This is a genomic window from Candidatus Krumholzibacteriia bacterium (assembly GCA_030748535.1).
Classification (GTDB): domain Bacteria; phylum Krumholzibacteriota; class Krumholzibacteriia; order JACNKJ01; family JACNKJ01; genus JASMLU01.
Map to the genome: position 1 here is coordinate 1 of JASMLU010000004.1, position 23945 is coordinate 23945.

The window sequence follows — 23945 nt, forward strand, 5'->3', positions numbered from 1 at the left end:
TTGCCGCCCGAGAAGCTCAATCGAACTTCCAGGCTCTCGTGAACCAGAATCTCCCCCGACTGGGGGAAGTACTCCACGGGAGAAACTTCCAGAAGACCGAGATCCAGGGAACGAAGGCGACCCTGCTTGCGAACCCGTGCGCGCTCGTAGCTCACACGATCCAGCGAGTAGGAATCCCGCTCATGGGAAAAGGGCCAGTCTTCTGGGCTGACATTCTTCGGCAGGGAAGCCTGGGCAGGGAAAACCATCGGCTCGAGGCCAAGATCAGCGAGCGAAAAACGGCGGCTGGAGAGACTCTCCACTTCCACACGGACATCCGCGCCATAGGGAATCTCGAAGAGGCGGTTCATCGAAGGAAGCTCCGGATGACCGACCTCATGGGAGCGGGAAAAGCCGGGTACACTCAGACGCGTAAACAGGCCCCGGGGAGTGAGAACTTCCTCGGCCTGCAATTCTCCAAGGTCCACGCGAAAAAGCAGGGAGTGATCATTCTGGTCGACAAGCTCGACCCTTGTACCACTCGGGGTGAGTGAAATGACATTCGTTTCCGCAATCGCGCTTCCCAGGGAAAATGCAAGAAGAAGCGCACCCAACTTCAAACCCTTCAGGAGTCTCATTTCAGTCCTTTCGATGTGCAGGATTACGGGTCGGAAGCCCGAGCAGCCGACCAGACCGTACAATTATAGCAGATTCAGGATCGGGAGGGAATCCCACAAAAAAAAACCGCCCTGAGGCGGGAAAATGGGCGGGAGCGACGAGATTCGAACTCGCGACCTCCTGCTCGACAGGCAGGCGTTCTAACCAGGCTGAACTACGCCCCCATTTTGTGAAGGCGGAAAGTAACAAGGCACTGCGGGAAAGTCAAGAGAGCTCAAGGCCAGAAGCGGCGAAGCCCGGTTCCCGGATAATAGGCCTCCAGAATCTCGCGATAGGACTGCCCGGCCTTGCTCCGATTGATGGCTCCTACCTGGCAAAGGCCAATCCCATGGCCCCATCCAGCGCCAAAGGCGGTGACCCTCAGTAGTTGACCTTCCTGATTTCTCTCCTTCTTCAGGCGAAACATCGTACTGCGAAGAGGGGTCCCCCGGAGATTCCTTTTGAGAACCGAACGGATCCGGTCTCCTTTCACCGGAAATGAACCCCGGTCGGTGCTCACTTCGAGAAGGCGAATACGACCGTCCTGACTGTATTCGAGAATTCGCACATCCCGAAGATGGCCAATGTCGCTGCCTTCCCGCAGATCCGAATACCGGGGCAGGTAGGCTCGCAGAATCTCTCCCAGTTCCTTTGCACTCCAGCTGTGAGTCCAGCGAAAGTAGCGGCTGCTGCTGCACCAGCTTCGACCCTTTTCATCCTCATCGCGAACTGCGCCCAGATGGGGAACGGGCGCGTGATTCCAGGCATCATCAATGGCCACCGTGTGACCACCGCAGGTGGAAGAGTAGTAGATTTCGGCGGGATTGGATCCAAGGGCGAGCAACTCCCCGCGGGTCTGTCGAACCGCGCGGGTGGCAAGACGACTTCCTCCCCCCGCTCCGCGATAGACCTGATCGCTCACGGTGTCGACCATGTCCCAGTCCGCCTTCTTCCTCTCCTGCAACCTCTGCACCGCATAAGTCCGGCTGGCAACGGCCTGGGCCTTCATGGCCGCCATGCCTTTTCTGCCCAGATGTCCGATCTCATGGGGAACCACCCCTTCCAGATACTCCTCGACCGGAATGTAATTGATGCAGTGGAAGTGTTTCCCCCGACGCAGGAGAACAATCCTGCCACGATAACGCTTGCCATTGAGTTGCAATTCGCTGCCGGGGCGTGTCTCCAGAATCAGCTTGCTGCGAAAGGGGATCTCCAGAAGGGATTTGCGAAGCTTCTTCCTGCTGGGCTTTTCCTCATACACTCTCAACTTCCTGGGACTTTTCGGGTTCTGAAAGAAGTGGAAGGACTTGCGCCCTTTCAGGCGGCCCAGAATCTGCCCCTTCGCATTGCGAATCACCAGCCCCCGGCTTGCCCGAAGCTCCAGAGCATTCACGCTCTGCACGAGAAGGACTCTCATCTCCGGTTCACGATCCAGATTCTCCCTTGAGATCTCCCCCGGTGGAAGAGGCGGTTTCGAAGAACAGGCCAGAAGAAGCGGCAGGGCAATCAAAACAAGTCTGCGAATCATGAGCCTCCAGGAAAATCTCTTCCCCGCGGGCTTGAGAAACAGCCGGCAGGAGCAGATCGAAGAGCACCGGTTACCGATGAAAGCGAAACCGGGTAGTCAAGACGGGAACAATAGGCAAGCACGGCAAAGTCCATGGCCTCCTTGGCCGATGACGCTACGCCGAGAAGCTCCACTCCGTGTACCGGGAGCGGGGAAAGGCGTTCCCGCAATCTTCGGGCATAGTACGGGTTCTCTGCGCCGCCCCCACAGAGGTAGAGGGCATCAAGTCCTTCTGTTTCCAGGGCCCGGGACGAGGACTCCACACTCAGCTCGAGAAGGGTCGCAAGAAGGTCCTCCAGCCCGATGCGTTCAGCAAGAAGTTTCCGTTCTTCCCCCCCCAGGAAGTCCTCCCCGAAAAGTTCCCGCCCTGTGGACTTGGGCGGCTTGCGGGAGAAATAGGGATGGGAAAGCCACTCGTCCAGAAGCTCTTTGTGTACTATTCCAGACGCGGCCATCGCACCGTCCCGGTCGCAGGGGAGATTCTGTAACTGCCGGCAAGTCTGGTCCATGAGCGAATTGCCCGGGCCCGTGTCCCAGGCGCGAACTCCCTCGATTCCCCGGCCCGGGGGCAAGAGTGTCAGGTTGGCAATTCCCCCCAGATTCAGAATCCCACGAAATTCCGATTCGTCTCTTCGAAGAAGGGCATCGGCCAGCGGAACCAGCGGGGCGCCCTCTCCTCCGAGGGCAAGGTCGGGAGAGCGAAAGTCCCCCACGGTCTCGATCCCCGTAAGTGCGGCAAAGACCGAGGGGTTTCCCAGTTGAAGCCCGAAACCGGACTGGGGTTCATGATGGAGAGTCTGTCCGGGAAATGCGGCCAGTTCGGCGGCGGGATCCTCATCGGGGAAGGACTCCCGAACGAAACGGGCAAACTCGCGGGCGACCTCAAAATGCAGTCGGGCGAACTCGCTTGCGGGGAATGACACTCCCCGAGCCATGGAGTCCAGCGTCACGCGCAAATCTTCGGGCCAGGCGGTCTCCCGAAACTCCAGATCCGTGCAGCGAAGGTTCTCCAGATCGCCCTCGATGCGAAGGCGCAGGAGATCCATCCCGTCCAGACTGGTTCCACTCATCGTGCCGATGACCCGCAAAAGGACTCCTTTGCCGCTTCCCGGGAGTCTAGTTCCGGGAAGCTCCATCGTCACGGCTTTTCGATTGCAAAAGCAGGGTGAAGGAAAAACGGAACTCCGTGTCCAGGGCAAGAGCGGAGCGAAGCTGCCAGCGGCGAAGAGAGTGTTGGGTTTTCAGGCTCAGCCTTGCACCTCGTCCCCGAAGCATAATGGGGCGAGGAAGAAGGGGAGCCCCCTCCAGACTGCGAAAATCGGGAACTCCCTCCGCATTGCTATAGAAGATCAAACCATAGTCCAGTCCTGCGACAGACTCCTTTCCATCAAAAGACAAGAGAACCGAGGGACTTTCAAAGCCTCTCCGCCCTCGAAGGCGCAGACCCCGTGACTGAGTCCGACACTGGAACTCCCAGTCCAGTGATTCCAGAATCTCTACCCTGGGAAAAGCGGCCAGACCGCTCTGATCTTCCTCTTCCCTTTCCCGAAGAAGCCGCAATGAAAAACGGGTCGCCTGAATTCTGGTGCCGGCACAAGCTTCCAGACGCCGCTTCCCCAAACCGAGCCCGGCCCCCTCCCGATAGCGAAGAGCCAGAGTGCCCTTGATGAAGGCAGTCCGGATTCGCAGGTGAACCTTGCTCTCCAATCCGCTCCCCAGAGAAAGCAGACCCATCCCCGTGCTTTCTTCCGGCAGTGTCCCCCGAAGCAAGAGACTGGAGTAGGAAAGACGGGAATCGCCCAATGGCAGGATGCCCCGAATCTCCAGAGCCTCTGCCCATTCCTTCCGAAGCCCTGCTCGCACAAACTCGAGAGACAGCTCTCTGCCTTCTTCCTGAAATCGCTTTGACAGGGAGAAGAGCGGACAGTCCGGGCGTCCGGTTTTCCGATAATGCAACAAGGTGGATTTTGCCCCGAGATAGACCTCGGGGCTTCCCTCCACAAGAAGGAGAAGTGCCCGGGAATGCCCCAGTGCGAGACTGATCTCTCCGGCCCGGGACGCAGGAACAGGGAAAAGTCGAGGCAAGGAGGAAGCGGGACTCACGGAAGAATCCAGCGAGGGCCGCGAGCGGCGATTTTCCTCCAGAAGCCCTCCCCGTCGGGCCTCATATTGTCCCGCTGCGATCGTCCAGTCCCCGGGCTCCCAGATCCCTCCCCCTCTCAGTTCCCCCCGCTCGCCTCGCCAGTCCAGAAGGCCGGAGTACGACCCCCATGTGCCTGTCCATCGAATGCGGGATGCCGCCCCGGGGCTGCGAAAGGAAGTCTGAAACCGGGAAGTCGAGGAATGAATCTCCTCTGGGATCTCATCCCCGAGAGAAAGCAGTTCCGCGCTGGCGGAAAGACCGAGAAGCAGAAGCAGTGGAACACACCTCATCGTCTCCACTCCAGAGAGAGCCCCCTGCTGGCTCCCAGCCAGGGGTGAAGTCGAAGCAGGAAGGCAACACGCAATCGCCGGCCCCGCCAGGCAAGTTCCAGACCCTGCCAGGGAGCCTGCCCGAGGAGGATCCTGCTCTCGAGACCTTCGTACTGTGCCGACAGAGCCATCCAGAGCTTCAGGCCCTGACGCTTCTCCAGGAGAAGATCCAGTGTTCCGCTCTTCCCCTTCAGGGTCAGGAGAAAGAGATCAGGAGAAGAGCGGGCGGGCACATTCTCGTATAGACGAAAGCGAAGGCCCGGCGAGATCTTTCCCGCACTGCGCAGCAGGACCGAAAAGCTCCCGGCTTCCCGGTTCTCGTTTCGGTAATGAAGGCCACATTGCAGATTCCCCCCGGTTTTCACCAAAAGGCTGAGATCTACAGCGGGGATGCTCCAGTCTCCCCAGCGATGAAGCTCCAGGGATGATACGAAGACCAGGGAAGACCAGTGGCGCTCTCCCTTGATCTGCAAAACCGAGGCATCGGAGAGACCCCAGGGATTCCAGCTTCGGCTCTGCCAGTATTGCGAGCCGAAGCTCAACTCCTCGACAGGATCCTCGGCGGGAAAAAGGGAAAGCAGTTCTCCTTTTGCTCCCAGAGACAACAGCAGAATCAAGACGAAGGCCTTCATCGAACTGCACTCCGGATCAAGCAAAGACCTTTCTTCTCGGCACCTTCTCCGACGAGAAGCCAGGGGTAGGCTCCATCGGGCAGCACACGCCCCTCCCGGTCTTTCCCGTCCCAGAGCAGGCAGAGAAGGCCGCTGGACTGGCTGCCCCGGAGTTGTTGTACGGGTCGTCCGGCGGCATCAAAGAGGAGAAGTTGCCGGTCTCCAGCCACGCCGTGAAAGCGGAACTCCGCTCTTTCCACCAGAGGATTGAAAGCCAGGGGAGTGACTTCGTCGAAGTCCTGATCATCCAGCAGGGGAAAGGAAGGATCCAGTGGGCTGGCAAGCAGGGGCGAAGCGGCCCAGGCGGACAGCCCTGCCGGCGGATAGAGGTGCCTTCTCTCCAGACTCTGCCCCTTCTCGAGAATCCAGTCTCCCCGATACAGAAGGCCGTCAATCAGTCGGCCCCTTGCATCCCGGATCCTCAGACCTTCGGTCCAGGGAGGCATCTCCGGGCTTTCCCCCTCATTGCGAAGCGAAGGCCAGGGACGCACTTCCACGATCCTGGAAGCATCCAGTTCCGGTCTCTGCCAAAGAAGCGCCGTCCTGTCTTCACAAAGCAGGAAGCTCCCGTTTTCAAGAGGAAGCGGAATGTAAAACTCCGCTCCGCTTCCCGAGAGATCTTCCAGGCGATACTCCTCCAGCGGGTCGGCCTCTTCCAGAATCACGCACTCCAGCCACTCCCCCTCGTCACTATCGGGAGCAAAGAGAAGTTCACTCATCAGAAGCGGACCGACGCCCACCTTGTATGGGAGAAGCAAGCTGTCCTCCAGCTCTTCACCCGGCAACACTGCTCTGAGAAGAACTTCCCCATAGCCTTCCTCCATGGCGGGAAAGAGAAGACTGGCACTGAAGAGCGACCCCGAGGCAAGGGGGGGAAGCAGCGATTCCGTAAGATTCTCCGCAGAAAGCAGAAGCCCTTCTGTCCAGTCGAGGCGCCCGCTGTTCTCCACTTCCAGAGAAAGGGACCAGGGATGTCCCGGCTCCGGCACAATCCAGAGGGGATCCGGCTCTCCCAGACGAAACTGCAGATCAGGCCAGTTCGCTCTGCCCGGGCTTGCCTCGCAGGAGAACCAGTCGAGAATATTCTGATCCGTATCCACTCCATCCGGGCGACGACCCAGACTTTTTCCCGAAGAGGCTTCCTTCGCCGGCAGGGTTTCCGAAAGCCCGGAATCCAGACCGGTTCCATAGCCCAGAAGATCCAGGACTTCGCCATTGCGAGAAAGGCGAAGGGCATCGGGACCGTTTTGAAGAGAACAGAGGAGCCTCTCGCTGCGAATCAGGGCAAATCCGCTGAAGGGAATGCTGTCACCTTCTTCTCCCTGCCAGAGAGGCTGCCATTGGCCGGGAGTGCTTCCATTGCAGAACTCCAGCTGAAAGTCCTGAAGACCGAGTCCAGGCTCCCCGATGAGTTCGACGAACTCCTTCCCCGAGTCCGTGCCTTCCGGATCATAGAGGACTTCATTCAGGAGTGGCTCTGCAGAAACGGAGATTGCGTATGTCAGGATAAGAAACAGGTAACTTCGCATTGGACCTCGCCTGTCCCGGCGGGGTCGGGACTCAGATCATTCCGTGTCGCTTCCTCAGGCCCCATTCCAGCCCCAGAAGGCCGAGGAAAAGGAGGAAAAGTGAGGGATGCTTCCAGAGGGAGATCCGGGTCTGCTTCCGGGAGAAGGAAGGCTTCAGGGAAATCCTTTTCAGCAGGCTGTCCGCATCAAAAGTAGCCAGTAACTCTCCACCACTTCTGCGGGACAGATAGCGAAGCGTCGCGGGTGAGGATTCCGTGCGCTGCCACTCTGCAAGGTTGGGAAGAACTCTGAGAGACAGGGTGCGGTGGAACTTCCCTCCCTCTTTGTCGCTCGCCTCGAGGCGCAGTTCCAGAGGGCCTTCCGCCTGCCCGGGAATCGACGCTTCATAGTCCTGTCCCGCTCGCCCGGGCCTGCGGAACTCGCCCATCGACAGAAGGCTGTCCCCACGAAACAGGGACCAGCGAAGGCTCGCATCATGCAGCGCCCGATAGTCTTCATCATAGACTCTCGCCTGCACGGTTCTCAAAAGGCCTGCTTCCCAGGAACCCGCTGTCTCCGGAAAGTGAATCCTTTCCGGCGGGTTCTCCCGGGCCAGCCATCGGAGAACCCCCGACACCAACTGTCCCACGAGCTCGCGAGATTCCTTGTCCTGCAAGCTCCAGCGCCAGAGACCTTCCCCGGAGAGAAATGCCTGGCTCCGCCCGCTCCAGTTCCTTGCAATGAGCAGCCCCCCCGAGCCCTCGTGAAGCAGAATCCCGCGCTCATCCCCGGGGAAACGGTCGCGGCCCTCCAGGGGGGGTAGGGACACCTTCTCCAGCCCCAGGCGAGCGATCCCTGCCAGAGCGGGGTGCGCAAGCGAAGGGGAGTGCCAGCGAAGAGCGGGAGACTCCTCAAGTCTCTTCTCCCTTCGAGGCAGGGGGCCCCAGGAAGCAGGCCAGCTCAGAGAATGCCTGTCTTCCATTGCCGGAGCCATCATGAGAAAACCACCGCGAAGATCAATCTGCTCCAGTAAATCCCGTGGCCAGGAAGCGTTCAAGGAATGAAGAATCAGGGCATGCCAGTGCTGATCGCCGGCATCGAAAGGCTCCGCTCCAAGAGAACTTCGGATTCCTCCCGAAGCATCCGCCCTGATGACTTCCACTTTCAGACTTTCTTCCCCCCGAAGGGCGGCCAGAAGAAAGGGAAGATCCCAGTCCGGCTTCCCGGCCAGTACCAGAACTTTCAGTTCTTCCTCGATGACCTCCACTTTCAGAAGTCGAAGGTTGTTTTCCTTTCGGGCATCGGGTCCGGAGGCTTGGATTCGCAATTCGAGAAAACGGCTTCCCGTCTTCTCGAAAAGAAGGGGAATCTCCAGTGATGCCTGATCCTTGTCTGCACCAATTTGCCAGAACCCGGAATCCAGAACCTGTCCGTCCTCAAGAAGTTCATAGCGGCCGCTTCGGGCAGCTTCCCCCCGCCGAAGTATCTTTGCCTGCAGCCAGGCTCGCTGCCCCCTGTGAAGAACTCCCGGGGACTTTACTTCTTCCAGCCGAAGATCCGCAGGCGGGGTGCTGTCGCCAAAAGCCAGAGAGTAGATCGGACGACGCGGCGCATAGGACCACAGTTCCCCCGATGTCGTTTGCCCGTCCGAGAAGAGCAGCAAGGCTTCTTCTCCCCGGTTTCTTGGAAGGTCCTGCAGGGCGCGAAGCAGGTCGCTGTTATTCCCCTCCGGCTGCTCCGGGATCCCTCCTCTGAGAAGCCCCTCGGCAAAAGCAGAGACTTGCAGATCCAGATCCCCGGACTTTCTCTCCATCGCCGATACCAGTTCCCGGGCCACTTCATAGCGGCTCTTCCCCTCTTTCGAATCGGGAAGGGACATACTGGCGGAAGCATCAAGAAGAAGATGGAGGCGCGGAGGAAGTTCCTCCACCCTTGACCACTCCAGACTTAATCCCCCGAGCATCAGGCAAAGCAAGAGCAATGCCGAGGCCCGCAGAAGAAAAAGCAGCCGGAGTGATGAGACCGGCGGACGGGGACGACTCTCCCGATAGATCCACCAGGCCAGCCCCGACAGGAGAGTGCAGAGCAGAGCAAGGAAAAGAGGATGCTCAAGATAGAGACTCAGAAGACTCCTTCAGGGCGACGAAATGGTCAGTCGAAGACCCGGGTGGAAAGCAGGTTTACAGTGAATCCGTCGGGCGATCTCCGTGAAGATGAAGCGTCAGCATATTCCAGCCCAGAAGAAGCAACTGAAAGCTGACCAGAATCTGCAGCAGCGAAAGCGCCTGATGGATACGATCCGGAGAGAGTTGCCCGTCGCTCAAGAGATAGATAAACAGCAGGGAGTATTGAAGGAAGTAAAACATTCTCCCTGAGAAAGTGGCTCGAACGGGAAGTTCTCCGAGAGTGGCTCTTACAGCAATCGCCCCTGCCAGAAGAAGCCCATAGCGAATCCCCGCCAGAAAGAGAAGAAGCAGGGGAATCCGCCCCCCCATTCCCAGAGCGAGGAAGGTGGCCGAGCAGAAAACGGCATCGATGCTCGGGTCCACCATTCTCCCGAGCTGGGTTACCTCTCCCATTCTCCGGGCCAGAAAGCCATCCAGCCAGTCGGTCAGGGCTGCCAGAAGGAAAAGGATGCCTGCGACCTTCAGTCGCCCCTGATAAATCAGAAGGAAGATCAATGGCACAGATAGAACCCGGATCAAGGTAACCTGGGTTGCGAGATTCAGCTTTTCCAGCAGCGTTCCGTCTTCGGTATACAAAAGGTCGGCACGGTAGGCCAAAATGGCGGCAACCAGAAGAAGCCAGGGGAGCATCAGGGCCACATAAAGGGAGTAGGAGGTGACTTCAGGGAAGAAAAAGAAGCCGAGAAGCAGATAGGCCAAACCCGTTCTGGCAATGTAGTCCCAGACAGAACGGCGCACCGAAGCAAGCTCCGATGCGCTGCGCTGATCGTCCTTGCGGACTCTTGTCATGTTCCTCCGCTAGTTCTTCTCCAATGCAGCATGGGCTGCGGCCAAACGCGCAACGGGGACGCGATAAGGAGAACAACTCACATAATCTAGTCCGATGTCATGGCAGAAGCGGACACTCTCCGGATCTCCCCCGTGCTCTCCACAGATGCCAACCTTCAGACTGGAGCGTGTGCTGCGACCCTTCTCCACGCCCATAGCCACCAGTTGACCCACCCCGGACTGATCGAGTCCGGCAAAGGGGTCGCGGGAATAGATCCCCTGCTCCACATAGAAAGGCAGGAAGCGGCCTGAATCATCCCGACTCAATCCCAAAGCAGTCTGTGTCAGATCATTGGTGCCGAAGGAGAAGAAGTCCGCCTCTTCCGCGATTTCATCCGCAGTCAGAGCCGCACGGGGCAGTTCAATCATCGTACCCACAAGGTAGTCGACTTTCCTGCCCAAAGCTTCAAACACCTCTGCAGCCACATCCTCCACCACCTTGCGCTGCAGGGCAAGTTCTTTCACATGTCCCACCAGAGGGATCATGATCTCCGGGAAGACCTTCACACCCTCGGAGGCCACGGTTACCGCTGCTTGCAAAATGGCGCGAGCCTGCATGGCAGTCACCTCAGGATAACTGATTCCCAAGCGACATCCACGGTGACCCAGCATGGGGTTGGATTCCGTGAGAAGCTCCACCTTGCTCTTCAGAAGAGTGGCGTCCACTCCCATCTTGCCTGCGAGATCCTCGATATCCGCATCACTGTGGGGAAGGAACTCGTGAAGGGGCGGATCCAGGGCACGGATCGTAACCGGCAGGCCGTCCATCGCCCGAAAGATTCCCTCGAAGTCCGACTGCTGCATGGGAAGGATCTTGTCGAGTGCTTTTCTCCTGCCTTCCACATCTGCCGAAAGGATCATCTCCCGCACGGCATCAATGCGCTCTTCTTCGAAGAACATATGCTCAGTACGACAAAGCCCGATGCCACTGGCTCCAAAGTTCCTGGCCACTCCGGAATCCATCGGAGAATCTGCATTGGTGCGCACCTTCATCCGGGAGAACCCGTCGGCCAAAGCCAGAATCCGGTCGAAGTCCTGATAGAGCTTGCTATCCTCGGCAGGCATTTCCCGTTCGACTAGAACCTGAACGATTTCGCTCGGGCGCACCTCGATGCTTCCGGCGAAAACTTCTCCGGTCATGCCGTCGATGCTGATCGCATCGCCTTCACGAAGAGTCTGGCCCGCAACCATGACCTCTGCCTTTGCATAGTCGATGTCCAGAGCGCCGCAGCCGGCCACGCAACTCTTGCCCATTCCGCGAGCCACCACCGCTGCGTGGCTGGTCATGCCCCCGCGGCTGGTAAGAATCCCCTGGGAGACGAACATTCCCTGAATGTCCTCCGGGCTGGTCTCAATGCGAACCAAAACCACTTTCTCGCCCTTTTCGCTTCGGGCAACGGCCTCTTCGGCGGAAAGAACCAGCGCTCCGGTGGCCGCCCCGGGGCCTGCATTCAGCCCGCGAGCAAGGAAGTGACCTTCGGAAACTGCTCGCTCCTTGTCCTTGAGATCAAAAACTGGAAGAAGCAGTTGGGTCAACTGATCGGGATCGACACGAAGAACCGCCGTCTCCTCATCAATCAGGCCCTCCTCGAGCATTTCCGCCGCAATGCGAACTGCAGCGAAACCGGTTCGTTTGCCGGAACGGGTCTGCAGCATCCAGAGGCGATTGTCCTGCACGGTGAACTCAATGTCCTGCATATCCCGGTAATGATCCTCCAGCTTCTCGTAGATTTCTACCAACTGCTGATAGGCTTCGGGAAACTCCTCTTCCATGCTGGGAAGGGGGTTCTCGGGATCCTTGCCGACAATGTTGATGGGCTGCGGTGTCCGGATTCCGGCAACCACGTCCTCACCCTGGGCATTCACGAGGAACTCCCCGTAGAAACGTTTCTCGCCCGTGGAAGGATCCCGGGTAAAGGCCACTCCCGTGGCACAGGTTTCGCCCATGTTCCCAAAGACCATGGCCTGCACGTTCACCGCAGTTCCCCAATTATGAGGGATGCCATTGATTTTGCGATAGTGCATCGCCCGGGGGTTTCCCCAGCTCTGGAAGACTGCGTTGACACTGCCCCAGAGTTGTTCCCAGGGATCATCCGGGAAAGGCTCTCCCTTGCGTTCCTGCACAAGAGCCTTGTACTGGGCCACCAGCTCCTTCAGATCTTCCGTGCTAAGATCCGTATCGAGAGAAACATTCCGGGATTCCTTCATCGACTCGAGAAGCTGCTCGAAGGGATCGTGGTTTTCGCCCCGAATCTGAAGAACCACATCGCCATACATCTGGATGAAACGGCGATAGGAATCGTAGGCGAAACGCTCATTTCCGGAACGCTCAATGAGTCCCTTCAGGGTGTCCTCATTCAGGCCAAGGTTCAGGACGGTGTCCATCATCCCAGGCATACTGACTCTCGCACCACTGCGAACGGAGAGGAGCAGGGGATTGGAAGCATCCCCGAACTGGCCACCCATGATCTTCTCAACCGCGGCTACCGACTGCCTTACCTCGTCCTGGAGTCCCTCGGGGTGCTGCATTTTGTTTTCCACAACACGATTGCAGACCTCTGTAGTGATCGTAAAACCGGCGGGAACCGGAATCCCGAGCGAACTCATTTCCGCCAGGTTTGCACCCTTGCCCCCGAGGAGGTTCTTCATGCTCTGGTTTCCCTCGCTTGTATCGCCACCGAACACGTATGTCATCTTCTTCATTGCTGTACTCGCTTCCATCGGTCTTTCTTCCCTCATCACTGGGATCCCGCCATGGTTTCTGCGCCCCTGAATTCCAGTGTTGCTGTAAAATGCCGCAGGAAAGGAGGTTCGTGAAGTAATCTCATTCCCTTTAGGCTGTCTCTCTTCTCATGGAGCGAAATCAGGGAGTTCGCTACGTAGTTCATGTGCATGTTCGTGTAGACGCGGCGCGGGATTGCAAGCCGCACAAGCTCCAGCGGCGCTTGCCTCGTTTCTCCCGACTCCGGGTCCTTTCCACCAAACATGAAAGTTCCGATCTCCACTCCCCGGATTCCCGATTCAATGTAGAGATTCACCGCAAGGGACTGCCCCGGGAATTCCTCGGCCGGAATGTGGGGAAGAAACTCCCCTGCGTTGACATAGATTGCATGTCCCCCGGGCGGCTCCAGAAAAGGAACCCCGGCTTCCTGCAGTTGCTCGCCAAGGGAAGCAACCTGCCCGATCCTGAATTCCAGATAGCGTTCATCCATTACTTCCTGCAATCCTCGGGAGATGGCTTCAAGATCCCTCCCCGAAAGACCTCCATAAGTAGGAAATCCCTCGACCAGGATCAGCAGGTTCCGGATCTTCTCGGAAAGCACTCTGTCGTTGAGGGCAAGAAAGCCCCCCATGTTGACCAAGCCGTCCTTCTTTGCACTCATGGTGCAACCGTCAGCGTAGGAGAACATTTCCTGAACGATGGCCGGGATCGACTGCTCCCGATAGCCATCCTCACGCTGCTGGATGAACCAGGCGTTTTCGGCAAAGCGACAGGCGTCAAAGAGAAGGGGCAGTCCCTCCCTGCGGCAGATGGCACTCACCGTACGGATGTTCTCCATGGAAACCGGCTGTCCCCCGCCGCTGTTGTTCGTAATCGTAAGCATGACCAGAGGAATGTTCTCGACGCCACAGTCACGAATGGCCGTTTCCAGTTTCTCCGGATCCATGTTGCCCTTGAAGGGTGCGATGCGGTGGGGATCCTTTCCCTCTTCACAGAGAAGGTCGAGGGCGCGACCTCCGTTCTGTTCCACATTTGCACGCGTTGTATCAAAGTGGCTGTTATTGGGAACCACCATTCCCTTCTCCACCACTGTGGAGAAGAGCAGATTCTCGGCCACACGCCCCTGATGAACCGGAATCACATTCTGGAATCCGAAGATCTCGCGAACCGTGTTTTCAAAATTGAAATAGTTGCGGCTGCCCGCATAAGACTCATCCCCCTGCATGATGCCCGCCCACTGCCTGTCGCTCATGGCACTGGTACCGGAATCGGTCAGGAGATCGATGTAGATGTCGTCGGAGCGCAGTCGAAAGAGATTGAAACCCGCAGCCCGAATGGCCTCCGCACGTTCTTCCCGGCTGATCACCCGAATAGGTTCCACAACCTTGATCTTGAAGGGCTCCACGTATTTATCCATGAGTTGCTCCCTTCCTGAGATGCGAACAGGAGTTTCGTGGTTTGAACTCTATGAAATTACAAAGAGAACCCCGGCGGGTCAATCCACCGGGGGACAAGAAAGAAAGCCGACTTAGCGGATAATCGTGAGAAGCCCGTAGAACTCCTGCCCTGTCTCGGAATCTTCCGCCCGATAGACATAAACACCGGAGGCCACCAGTTCTCGAGAGAGATTCCGGGTATCCCAAACCAGGTTCCGAGTGTCAGAATTCCGGTTTTCCCCTTCAAAGAGAAGATCTCCTGCCTGAGTGTAGACTCTCAGTGTGGAAGTATCCGTCAGGCCCACAAAGCGCACCACATTTCCGGGGTAGTTATGGTAATTCGGATTCTCGGTAGCACTCTTTCCTGTGCGGAGAGGATTGGGAACCGCGTAAATGGCGGCCCAGCGATCCAGATCTTCGGCTGCAGGAAGATCGAATTCGATCCTGTTCAGGACTGTGGCAAGGTCTTCCTGGAGAGTGCTCTCGATCATGGTGTGATCGTGCTCCCCGGTCATGGGTCGAAATCCACGATCATAAGTCGTCAAGGCGTATTCGTAATAGAAACCGTTGTGCACATCGAAATCGAGGAAGAGACGCTCCTCAGTATCTCCAAAAACAGGGGTCAGGGTATCCCAGTCAAAGGTGATCAAAAAGCCATTGGAAGGATCCCGGTAATAGTCAATCCACCACCAGTAGAACTTGTCCGTTTCCGCAGTTTTCGAAAGACTCCAGGTGTTCCACCAACGGGGTCTTCCGTCCAGATGGGTCTCGCCATTGACGCGGCGCCAGACATGAAACCCTTCGAAGTCCTCCGTCACAAATTCGGAGGTGTAATTCGATGCAAGAATTCCCGGATTGAAACTGACCCAGAGACCCCGGGACAATTCATGAGCACAGGCGTGGTTGGATTCTGTCATTTCGATTTCGCCGCCGGTCTTGGTATAGGAGCTCCGGAGAAAGATCGTGCCGGTCAGCAGGGAATCCCCGGGAGCAAAATTGAACTCATGCTCGGCTCCCCACTGTCCTTCCACTCCGTCCGGCTCCCAGAAGGTGCCCCAGACCTCTGACCAGGCCACCTGAACCTCGGAGACCAAGGTGTCCCCTTCTGCGAGATTTGCAAGAAGCGTGTCGGGATCCCACTGGGGATAGAGGGGATCGTTCATGTAGTTGCTGACATCCCAGAGTACCCTCGACGAATCCACGGGACTGAGAACCTGATCCCCGATGAAATGCTCACCGGTGCGGTACTCAAAGCGGAAAACCTGATCCTTGTGACCCTGATAGCTGCCGCGGACATCCACCTGGACATTGACCAGGGACGAGTCCCCCTCAGCACCAGGGTCATAAGCATAGAGGTGGCCTCGCTCAATGGTGGGTTCCCTGACAATCTGCCAACCCTGGGGTTTCTGCCACTCGAGGGAGACCATCTCTTTGCTTTGCCAGCCATTGGGCAGGTAGTAGTGAGGTGGATCCATCTCAAACTGGTCAAAATCCGCAGCAAGACCGAAGTAGCTAAAATGGGTTTCCAGAGAGTAGAAGTAGTTCCCGATCTGATCAAGATGGGTGCCCTCCGAAGGATAGAAACTTCGGAGATCCCAGTCCACACCCGGCATCAGGACCGGAAGGATGAGGCTATCCTGGTAGCTGACAAGAGCAGGCATCTCCCCGGGCTCGCAGATCTCCCCAGAGGACGGAAACGGGAAAGCCAAAAGAAGTGTCAACAGGGCTACCGGAGGGAAGATCTTCCTTTGAATCATGGGCTAGCACTCATTTCTCGATGTCGAAAATGTCGACAAGGATGTGGTCAATCAGCTGTTTCGCGTGGTCGCGATCCAGGTACAGGGGATGAAAACCGAGAATGACATTGGGCGCTCCCGGGTTATCCAGGCCAATCAGGCCAATCGCCAGCCCATGCTCCGGTCCTGCGGCAGAACCGTAGAGGGTGTCCCCTTCATCCGTCACATGGGGAATCGAGTAGGCCAACTCGTCCATGTTCACAGTCTCGCTCTGATTCTCTTCCTCATGGGGATGTACCGCAACCGGTGCATGCCCGTAGCGGGTTGTCGAATCCGCAGGCACATAGTTGAGGAAGCGAATGTACTTGCTCTCCCGATAGAAAATGGGCGGCTCCAAATACTGGGCATACCATTCCCAGTTGTAGGCTTCCACATCGGACAGCCCGAAGAAACCGTCGTGATCGAAAACCCCGGCAGCATAGTCGAACCAGAGATGTACATCCTCGCTCATGAGAAGGCTGTCCGGCAGGGGATAGTTCAGGGAGAAGCTCTCCTCTTCCAGTCGCGTCGGTTCTGCTGCAACCATTCCCCAATAGGTCGGCACCGTCTTGTAGGGCTTCACGGCCACATTCAAAGGAGGACGGGGAAGAGGCTCAATCGTCTTGATCAGTACATCAATCCCGAACTGCTGATAGGGAAGGTAGCGCTTCACAGACTCTTCCACAGAACCAGTCTGGAAGTGGAAATTCCGCATATAGCTGAGCGGGGTCCAGTTCCGGTTCGGATTGAGGTTGTCATCCACATCGCCGGACTTCGGAATTGTCGCATATAGCGGGAGCGTTCCGCAGATCATCACCTGTCCGCCTCTTTTCATGAAGGCAGACACATAGTCAAAAGGCACATCGGAGGCAGCCCTCGGGTCCACGAAGCGGGTAATCCAGTACAGCCCGGAGGCCGTCTGGCTGGAAGCACTTTCCCAGACAATGTGCTTGTAGTTTGCGATCAGTTCGAAAGGAGGACGCGTAGTAAGGACATTCACGCGGAAGAAATCACTGTAGGGATTCCAGTTTGCATAGTCACTCAGCATGTCTTCCCAGAAACTCTTCATTCCATCGTCCGTCTTCACGAAATTCGAAGTCCAGGTGGGCGGGTAATATTCGCCGGGCTCGTACTCGTCCGGATTAAAACCAACCGAAAGGAAGGTGTTGTCATAGTCATCAATGAAGAGTAGTTCCTTTTCCATCGTGAAGGGGATGACCAGGAAGCGAAGCAGGATCGTGGAGATATTTCCCGAGTAATCCTTGCACTGAATGTAGAGCCAGTGGGTCGAGGAACTGAAACTGTTGCTCGTAGCGGGATCGTCGGGAAGACTCCAGTTTGTCCACTCATCATCATTGTCCGTATCGATAATATCCCAGCCATAGCGGTAGCCGGTAATCTTGCTTCCGTAGCTTTCTGCGGAAGCAAACCACTGGAAGTTCAGAGGCTGATCTTCCGCAATGGTGAAGTCATAGACAGACCATTCCTCGGACATCTTGAATCCAAGAGTAGGCTCGAAAACATAGAGAGTGGGAGAGAGAACACTGCTCGCCTTGATCTTCTTCATGTTCGTGCCGTCTTCGAAGTGACTGGTCACAGCACCGGCCTCGTCCTTTGCCTGGACGAGGAAGAGATACTCTCCGCTCTCCCCCGGACCAAAGGGAGTCAGTCCGGAAATCAGGGCTCCCTTACCGCTGAGTTGGGTAACAGAATCTTCTTCTTCATCCCACCCCTTCCAGGGCAACCAGGCTTCCTCGGGAAGCGCCAGGAGATCCCCCGTACTCACATTGTCCTCGATTCCGTACTCGCCCATTGCAAACCAGGTCACACGAGTGGAATCCGGGTCGATGACCACCGTGCCATTGCCCACGGAGTCCTTGCCCGTCCAGGACATGAAGATATCTTCCGGAAGAGTTTCCCAACCCCCCGGCTGACCGAGGTCAAGAGGGTGATTGATATCCACAATCGGTGCGATGGTGGTCGCCGTAAAACTGCGGTAGGCAGGAATAGGATCGGCCTTGCCGAATTCATCCACAGCGCGGATGAAGAAGGTGTGCTGGCCCATGAAGAGGAAATGACCATCCCCGTAGAAGTACTCATCATCATCGGGATTCTCGCCATCAGGGATGTGGGAAGCTTCCACGATGAAAAGGCTGTCATGCAATTCCGTGGATTGCCACTCGTAGATTCCACCTCCGAGTGTGTCAAGCACCGCACCGATATTCTCGTCAATCACCAGGGAGCCGGTGAGAAAGTCATCGGTAATGAGATACTCGAAATGGCCGACAGCTCCATCAGAATCGTAGCCGTTCCAGAAAAAGTGAACCATGTAGGAGGTATTGGAAGTTCCCTCCGGGGGGCCGCTGGAAAGGAAGGTCTCCGGTGCCAGATTCTCATATCGGTCTCCCTCAAAAGGAGACTTGCCACAGGAGACAAGGATCAACAGCCCGAGGAAAGTCACAAAAAGGAAGCGGGTGTTTTTAGTCATTCTTCCAATCTCCAACGATGAACCGGAAAACGGGCCATCCTAGTCCATGAGGTTTTCGTAGTCGATTCTGATTTCAAGACTCTCCACATCGCTGGCCCGGCCCATCTGATACAGGGATAGATTGCTCTGCTGCGCCGCCTCAATCAAGCCGGAAAACATGTCTGTGGACAGGGTGTTCCGGAAACGGAACTCAATGGTCTTCTCACCGAGCTCATCCGGTGTCTCTTCATCGAGGATGTTCCCGGACATGCCGCCCTCAGCGAGAACAAGAACCGTGTCTTCCACGGCAAAGGTCAGGTCAAAGTAGCCAAGATGGCTGACCCCGGAACTCGAAAGACTCTGCCAGGACTTCAGGAAGCCCCCCTCTTCAATCCGGAAAAGACCCGGGTCGGAGAACTGCTCGAAGTTGTCCGGGTCCAATGCATCTGTGAGATCCCAGAGGGCTCCTCCCAACTGCGCATTGCTTCCATTGCGCACATCGTCATGCCCATAGACCCGGAAAGTGATGAGGTACTCACCCACAATCGCCGGCATGGGACTGACAGACACCGGCTTGATCGTTGCCGTCTTGCTGGCCTCATCCCAGGAGAGCCATTCTGAACTCGCGGGGTTGCTCATGTAGACATTCGCACCAATAGCAATGCGAATCGGATCTCCGGGATCGAGATTCGTAAGGTTCACACTCTCCGTGGACTCGGTAACTTGCTCGTCTTCCACATGCTTGACCAGAAGGAGAATGCTATCGACCACGGAGGAAAAGCCGCCATTGAACTGAATAAGAGCCGGCGTTCCATCGACTCGACCGAAATGGTCGATCGCATAGCCGGCCACCTCATAGTTGAAAGGCCCGACATTCATGGAAAACCCGGCTTCGGTTTCTCCAAAACCATCCACTTCCGCGATTTCCCGAAGTTCCCCTTCACGCCCACCGGAGGGATAACGCCCCAGGGAGAGACCATAGACAATGGCTGTTGGCTCGTGCATAAGCCCCAGATTATGCGTCTCCCATTTGTAGCTCATCTGAAAACGGCTGTCGATTTCGGCTCCGCTGGCCATCAGGGGATCGTCGCGATCCCATCCCTCATAGTTGAAGCTCAACTCCACATCTTCCCCCCAGGGCAGGGGCTCGGCAATGCGGTAGAAGAAGCCCTTGAGGGTATCTCCTTCTGCTGTCAGGGAGTCGAACTTCTCCACCAAAGGATAGACCGTGGTGTCCGCACCGGCTCCGCCGAGAGAAAAGGGAGAGTAAACCAGCTTCATGGGGAATTCATCGGCAGCTTCATCCAGTGGACGAAGCCGGGTATCTGGATCCTCATTGAGGATCGGAATCAAAACCCCTATCGGATTGTCGGGGGATGGATCGATTTCCGACTCCACGCCCGCCAGATCGATGCAGCGTGCTTTCACACGGAATAGCCCGTAGCGGTAGTACTCTGCCATCTCCGGCTCAGTGCCCGCCACATCGTTCTCATAGTTAAGGAAAATCGAGTCGAGTCCGGCGTAGTCGGAATGGCTGTAGGACCAGAGGGCTTGCCCGTACTCATCCTGGGGATACCAGGCCGGAGAGCTTCCAAATGTCCATTGATATCCCCTGACATAACCATTCTCCGTACTGCCATAGAATGCGCAACCGAAGGGCGTGCCTGCAGGAAGAGTATCGCGCTCCGTGGTTACCCAGGCCACTCCTTCGGGGAGGTCGGCGGGAGCGTCCTCGATCCAGTGAATCTCGGGCCTGCGGTCAACCGAAGAGGTGAAATAGAGTCGGGCCGGGACCGGATCCCTGCGCCCCTTGTCGTCTACAGCCACAACACTGAAAGTAAGATCGCGGCTGGTCCCTCCCTCCTCATTGGCCTGAAGAACGAAGATCGAGTCGGTAGCAGTGGTCAGGTGCGTCGCATTGAAATCCCCCTCCTGGAGGATTCGATCAGCGGCACGGGTTTCCGGATTCCAGGCGGAGAACCAACTGTGACTGGAGTCTGTCCAGGCCCAGAGGAAATAGGACACTTCGCCATCAGTGTCGCGACCATGCCAGTGGACATGCACCTGCCAGGAATCGCTGAGAGAGTCAGCGGGCGCGGAAGTGATAAAGGTCTCCGGAGCCATGTTGCGATCAAAAAGCTCGGGCAATTCTCGACGGCAACCCAGGCCGGCAAGCAAGGCAAGAATGAGGAGAGGGAACAGAGTGGTCCCCCATCGCCGGAAACTTCCAGACACGAAATCGTCCTCCTTCATCCTGCGAAGGGAAGGTAAAAGCCAAGTATCAAAATGGAGCGAAGCGACTGCAATATAGGCAATTGGGTCATTTCCCGTCAAGGCGCAAACCGAATTCGTCTGCCCTGCGGGCATGAAAAAGCCCCCCTCAGGGAGGGGGGCTCAGACAATTACTAAGACTGAATTACTTCAGCATCACCATCTTGTCAGTGAAGGTATTGCCGTCAGCGGTCAACTTGTAGAAGTAGACACCACTGGCAGCGCGCTTCCCGTTATCCATCATACCGTCCCAAATGATCTCCTTATCGGCGCCGGCCGTCATCGGGCCGTCGACGAGAGTCTTCACAACGCGGCCGGTGATGTCATAGACCGCGAGGGTCACGTCACCGTCAGCAGCGAGGCTGAAGCGAATGGAGGTCTTCGGGTTGAAGGGGTTCGGGAAATTGCCATCGAGGCGAGTGTAAGCAATCGCATCGGGGGCATCATTCGGCGCAGAATCAGGCGAGTGGCTGAACAGGTTGAAGAGGACATCTCCCACGAACTTGTAGTGGTAGTCCACTCCATCGCTCAGACCGTAGCCCGAGTCGCGCACATGGTAGTAACTGAAGGGGTTGAACAGGGCCTTCGTCGTGAAGCCCAGGGAGTTGACGTCCGAACCGTTGCCATCGGGGTCGTTGTTGAGAACGCCCGCCTTGACACCGGAACCACCGTCTTCCTCCCACTCGTGACTAACCTGAGTGAGAGAACCCGTCGGGGTGATCACGTTGAAGTCCCAGGGAACCGGGCAGCCACCGTAGACCCAGAAGGTCGGGTCGCCACCGAGGTAGCTCAGCAGCGGATGCACGCCGAAGACCATCGGGACAAGAATGCCCGTGTAGTCATTGTAGTATGCATCGGGGCTGTCGAGCAGGGCACCCAGGACACCAGCCAGGAACATGTTGCCCTGACCGAGATGGCCTGCAACCTTGTCACCCAGAACCCAGAGATAGGCCGGCTGGGTAGCCTGGTCAATCCAGTTGGACAGGAGGGTCTCATCCGCTTCTTCAATCGTGAAGGCGGGGAGGTTACCGCTCTCCCAGATGATGACATCGTACTGGGCGATATCATCCAGAGAGGCCATGTAGCCCAGATCGTTGTTCAGGCCGGAGCTTGAACCGCGAACACGGAAACGATCAAAGTTCTCGTATCCGTTGTAGGCAAAGGCGATCCGCCAGTAGCCGTAGAAAGTACCCTCATCGTCTTCCGTGAAGAGAATCGTCGAGCCCGTATTTGGCAGGGCACGAATGTCGAAGAAGCCGCGAAGTGCGGGATCACTCGACATCGCCCATGTCGGGAAAGACTCTTCCGTTCCGTTAGCTGCCTGAGCGTGGAAGAAGTAGTGAATCACATCTCCTGGCTCATAGTAGTTATCGTTGAAGTCGAAGCAGTACTTGTTGGGCTGCGGCGGAGTTCCCGCCATGAAGACCGCGGAGTCACACTGCATGATGTTCCAGGGCTCGCCGTCGCCGGGTGTCAGCTCGGCAGTGCCGGTGAAGGGCGAGTAGGCCCCGTCGGCATTGTCCTGGTCAGCAGTGACCGCTCCGGTCGCACCAGCGTGAGGACCATCAACAATGCGGTAGTACATGTACAGGTTCGGACGATCTTCGCCCGCATCCGCATTGTAGCTGGTGCCGAGGCCACCAATGAGGTCCATGTTCATCTCGATACGGCAGGAGTCGCCGCGAACCGGCGTTCCCGAACCATCGTCGAGAATGTCGTTCGCGCCGTCCATGCGGACGATTCCACTGGGTTCCGGAAAGGCATCCTGGAAGATGTCGACGGAACGGTAGTTCCAGTCAATAGCAGAGCCGACTTGGAGGTGCATGCCGACATTGTCGAAGAAGGGTCCCGGGGGGTGATCGTTTCCGGAACCGTTGCTGTCGCACCAGTATCCGCACATATCCAGAACACCCAGACGGGCGGCAACACCAGTGATGTTTCCGCCGGCGGCAGAGGCCGCCACATTACCCGTGACGTCCCGGCTCGAGGGGAACCACTGCTTGTAGTCTCCGTAGTAGACATAGTTGTCATTGTTCCAGAGCTGCAGACAGGGAACACCATCGATCATCGCCGCAACATCCCAGGAGTAGAAAACCAGGGGATCCATGGGAAGATCGATGTAGAGCCAGTAGTCCAGCCAGATGGTCGTTTCCGGAGTGATCGTGATCGGATCTCCATACTGATCCACTTCGAGAAGCGGGGAGACGATCCAGTTCTCCACATAGGGAGGACCGTAAGCGACCACCGGGAGAGGGTACATCGGGTTGGACGTATTGAGATCGAAGAAGGCCCAGGCATTCGTGATGTTCAGGAGACAGATGTCCTCGCTGAACAGGTTAGAATACAGGGCAGCGTAGTCACCAGCGGAAATCGGAGTATCCAGGGTGACCCAGCCAGGAAGAGTTCCGCTTTCGAAGTCTTCCTCGCCGGCCAGGACGCCATCCGCATAAAGACGCAAGTTGTCAACCCAAACCGCACCAACGTTGGTGGGGAAGAGGCCGTCCTGGTCACTCCAGGCACCATCAGACAGGAAACGAATGATGACATCGCCCAAAGTGGTTCCACCAAAGTCGGCGGCGGCGATGCTGAAGGTCTCCTGTTGACAGGCGACCGTGCCGGAAGTCTGGTCCTTGTAGACCTCTTCCAGGACACCATCCACTTCAACGTAGACGCTCATGTAGTCCCAGACGTCGCCTTCATAGTCGGAGGCGCGGTAGAACTCAACATCCACGGTGGAGCTTCCAGCATTGGCCATCACCACATACTGGATCCAGTTGTTGCCGTAGCCGGTCGGATAGACCCAGCCACAGTTATTTTCAGAACCACACCAGACGGCATAGGCATTTGCGCCACCGCCGAAAGGAGTAGCGGCACTCATATCAGTTCCGGAACCGGCTGAAATGCCAGTGGAAGCGATGTGCCAGTAAGTATCTGCCTGCGCGGTAGCATCCACTCCGTAGAAACCACAATCGACCGCGGCACCGCCGTTGTCGAAGTTGTAGCCTCTCTCCGTAGTACCCGGCGCACCATAGGCACCGGCACCCGAAGCCGCAAAGAGGAACATAGTGTCCTCACGAGCGGAGACATTGGACGCGTCACTGGCGACATCCGGTTCGTGAAGCATCGGGAACATCCGTTCCCCAGTCACGTTCGGACGAGCCATCACCGCGGAGGAGAAGGCCAGGGTCAGAAGCGCGAGACCCAGAGCCAAAGAGAGAATCCTCTTCATGTTACCCCCCAAAAAACTAGGTTATGTTGAGACGATATGGATCCGAAGATCCACGGGGCAAATTTGCCCGAGTGAGTCCCCATCCTATGCTCAGAACCAAAGACAATTCATGGGCTGGCCAGAAACCCATTTGGGAGACAGCCATCCCACCACAGGAACCATGAATTGAATTGGGTT

General features: G+C 57.0%; 14 protein-coding genes and 1 tRNA gene. All 15 read right to left on the reverse strand.

Annotated features, from left to right (window positions below; translation table 11 throughout):
• On the reverse strand, positions 1 to 617 hold a 617-nt coding region (locus tag QGH30_06070), incomplete at its 3' end, for a C25 family peptidase propeptide domain-containing protein (GenBank protein ID MDP7021903.1).
• A gap of 129 nt (positions 618 to 746) precedes the next feature.
• Positions 747 to 821: transfer RNA gene (locus QGH30_06075), tRNA-Asp, on the reverse strand.
• A 50-nt stretch (positions 822 to 871) separates the two neighbouring features.
• Entirely contained in the window at positions 872 to 2164 is a 1293-nt protein-coding gene (locus QGH30_06080; GenBank protein ID MDP7021904.1) for a SpoIID/LytB domain-containing protein, read from the reverse strand.
• A complete protein-coding gene (locus QGH30_06085) occupies positions 2161 to 3291 on the reverse strand; it encodes an anhydro-N-acetylmuramic acid kinase (GenBank protein MDP7021905.1) in 1131 nt (376 codons plus the stop codon). The genes QGH30_06080 and QGH30_06085 overlap by 4 nt, the downstream gene beginning before the upstream one ends.
• A 28-nt stretch (positions 3292 to 3319) precedes the next feature.
• Positions 3320 to 4636 (reverse strand): hypothetical protein, encoded by a 1317-nt coding sequence (locus QGH30_06090; GenBank protein MDP7021906.1) that lies wholly within the window; start codon positions 4634 to 4636, stop codon positions 3320 to 3322.
• Complete coding sequence (locus tag QGH30_06095; protein ID MDP7021907.1) at positions 4633 to 5292, reverse strand: hypothetical protein; 660 nt, start codon at positions 5290 to 5292, stop codon at positions 4633 to 4635. Before QGH30_06095 ends, QGH30_06090 begins: the two co-directional genes overlap by 4 nt.
• An 11-nt stretch (positions 5293 to 5303) precedes the next feature.
• Positions 5304 to 6875 (reverse strand): hypothetical protein, encoded by a 1572-nt coding sequence (locus QGH30_06100; protein MDP7021908.1) that lies wholly within the window; start codon positions 6873 to 6875, stop codon positions 5304 to 5306.
• 31 nt (positions 6876 to 6906) lie between these two features.
• Positions 6907 to 8817, reverse strand: coding sequence for a hypothetical protein (locus QGH30_06105; GenBank protein MDP7021909.1), 1911 nt, complete (start codon positions 8815 to 8817; stop codon positions 6907 to 6909).
• A 217-nt stretch (positions 8818 to 9034) separates the two neighbouring features.
• Positions 9035 to 9829, reverse strand: coding sequence for a CDP-alcohol phosphatidyltransferase family protein (locus QGH30_06110; GenBank protein MDP7021910.1), 795 nt, complete (start codon positions 9827 to 9829; stop codon positions 9035 to 9037).
• 9 nt (positions 9830 to 9838) lie between these two features.
• Positions 9839 to 12571: a pyruvate, phosphate dikinase gene (gene ppdK / locus QGH30_06115; GenBank protein MDP7021911.1), complete on the reverse strand. Its 2733-nt coding sequence runs from the start codon at positions 12569 to 12571 to the stop codon at positions 9839 to 9841.
• 35 nt (positions 12572 to 12606) lie between these two features.
• Complete coding sequence (locus tag QGH30_06120) at positions 12607 to 14007, reverse strand: tryptophanase (GenBank protein ID MDP7021912.1); 1401 nt, start codon at positions 14005 to 14007, stop codon at positions 12607 to 12609.
• Between the two features lie 111 nt (positions 14008 to 14118).
• On the reverse strand, positions 14119 to 15783 hold the full coding sequence (locus tag QGH30_06125; protein MDP7021913.1) for a hypothetical protein: 1665 nt from the start codon (positions 15781 to 15783) through the stop codon (positions 14119 to 14121).
• Positions 15784 to 15793: 10 nt separating this feature from the next.
• On the reverse strand, positions 15794 to 18289 hold the full coding sequence (locus tag QGH30_06130; protein MDP7021914.1) for a hypothetical protein: 2496 nt from the start codon (positions 18287 to 18289) through the stop codon (positions 15794 to 15796).
• A 39-nt stretch (positions 18290 to 18328) separates the two neighbouring features.
• Positions 18329 to 20503 carry a hypothetical protein gene (locus QGH30_06135; protein ID MDP7021915.1) on the reverse strand — a complete coding sequence of 725 codons (2175 nt, stop codon included), beginning with the start codon at positions 20501 to 20503 and terminating at the stop codon, positions 18329 to 18331.
• A 181-nt stretch (positions 20504 to 20684) separates the two neighbouring features.
• Positions 20685 to 23768 carry a FlgD immunoglobulin-like domain containing protein gene (locus QGH30_06140; protein MDP7021916.1) on the reverse strand — a complete coding sequence of 1028 codons (3084 nt, stop codon included), beginning with the start codon at positions 23766 to 23768 and terminating at the stop codon, positions 20685 to 20687.
• Positions 23769 to 23945 lie beyond the last annotated feature (177 nt).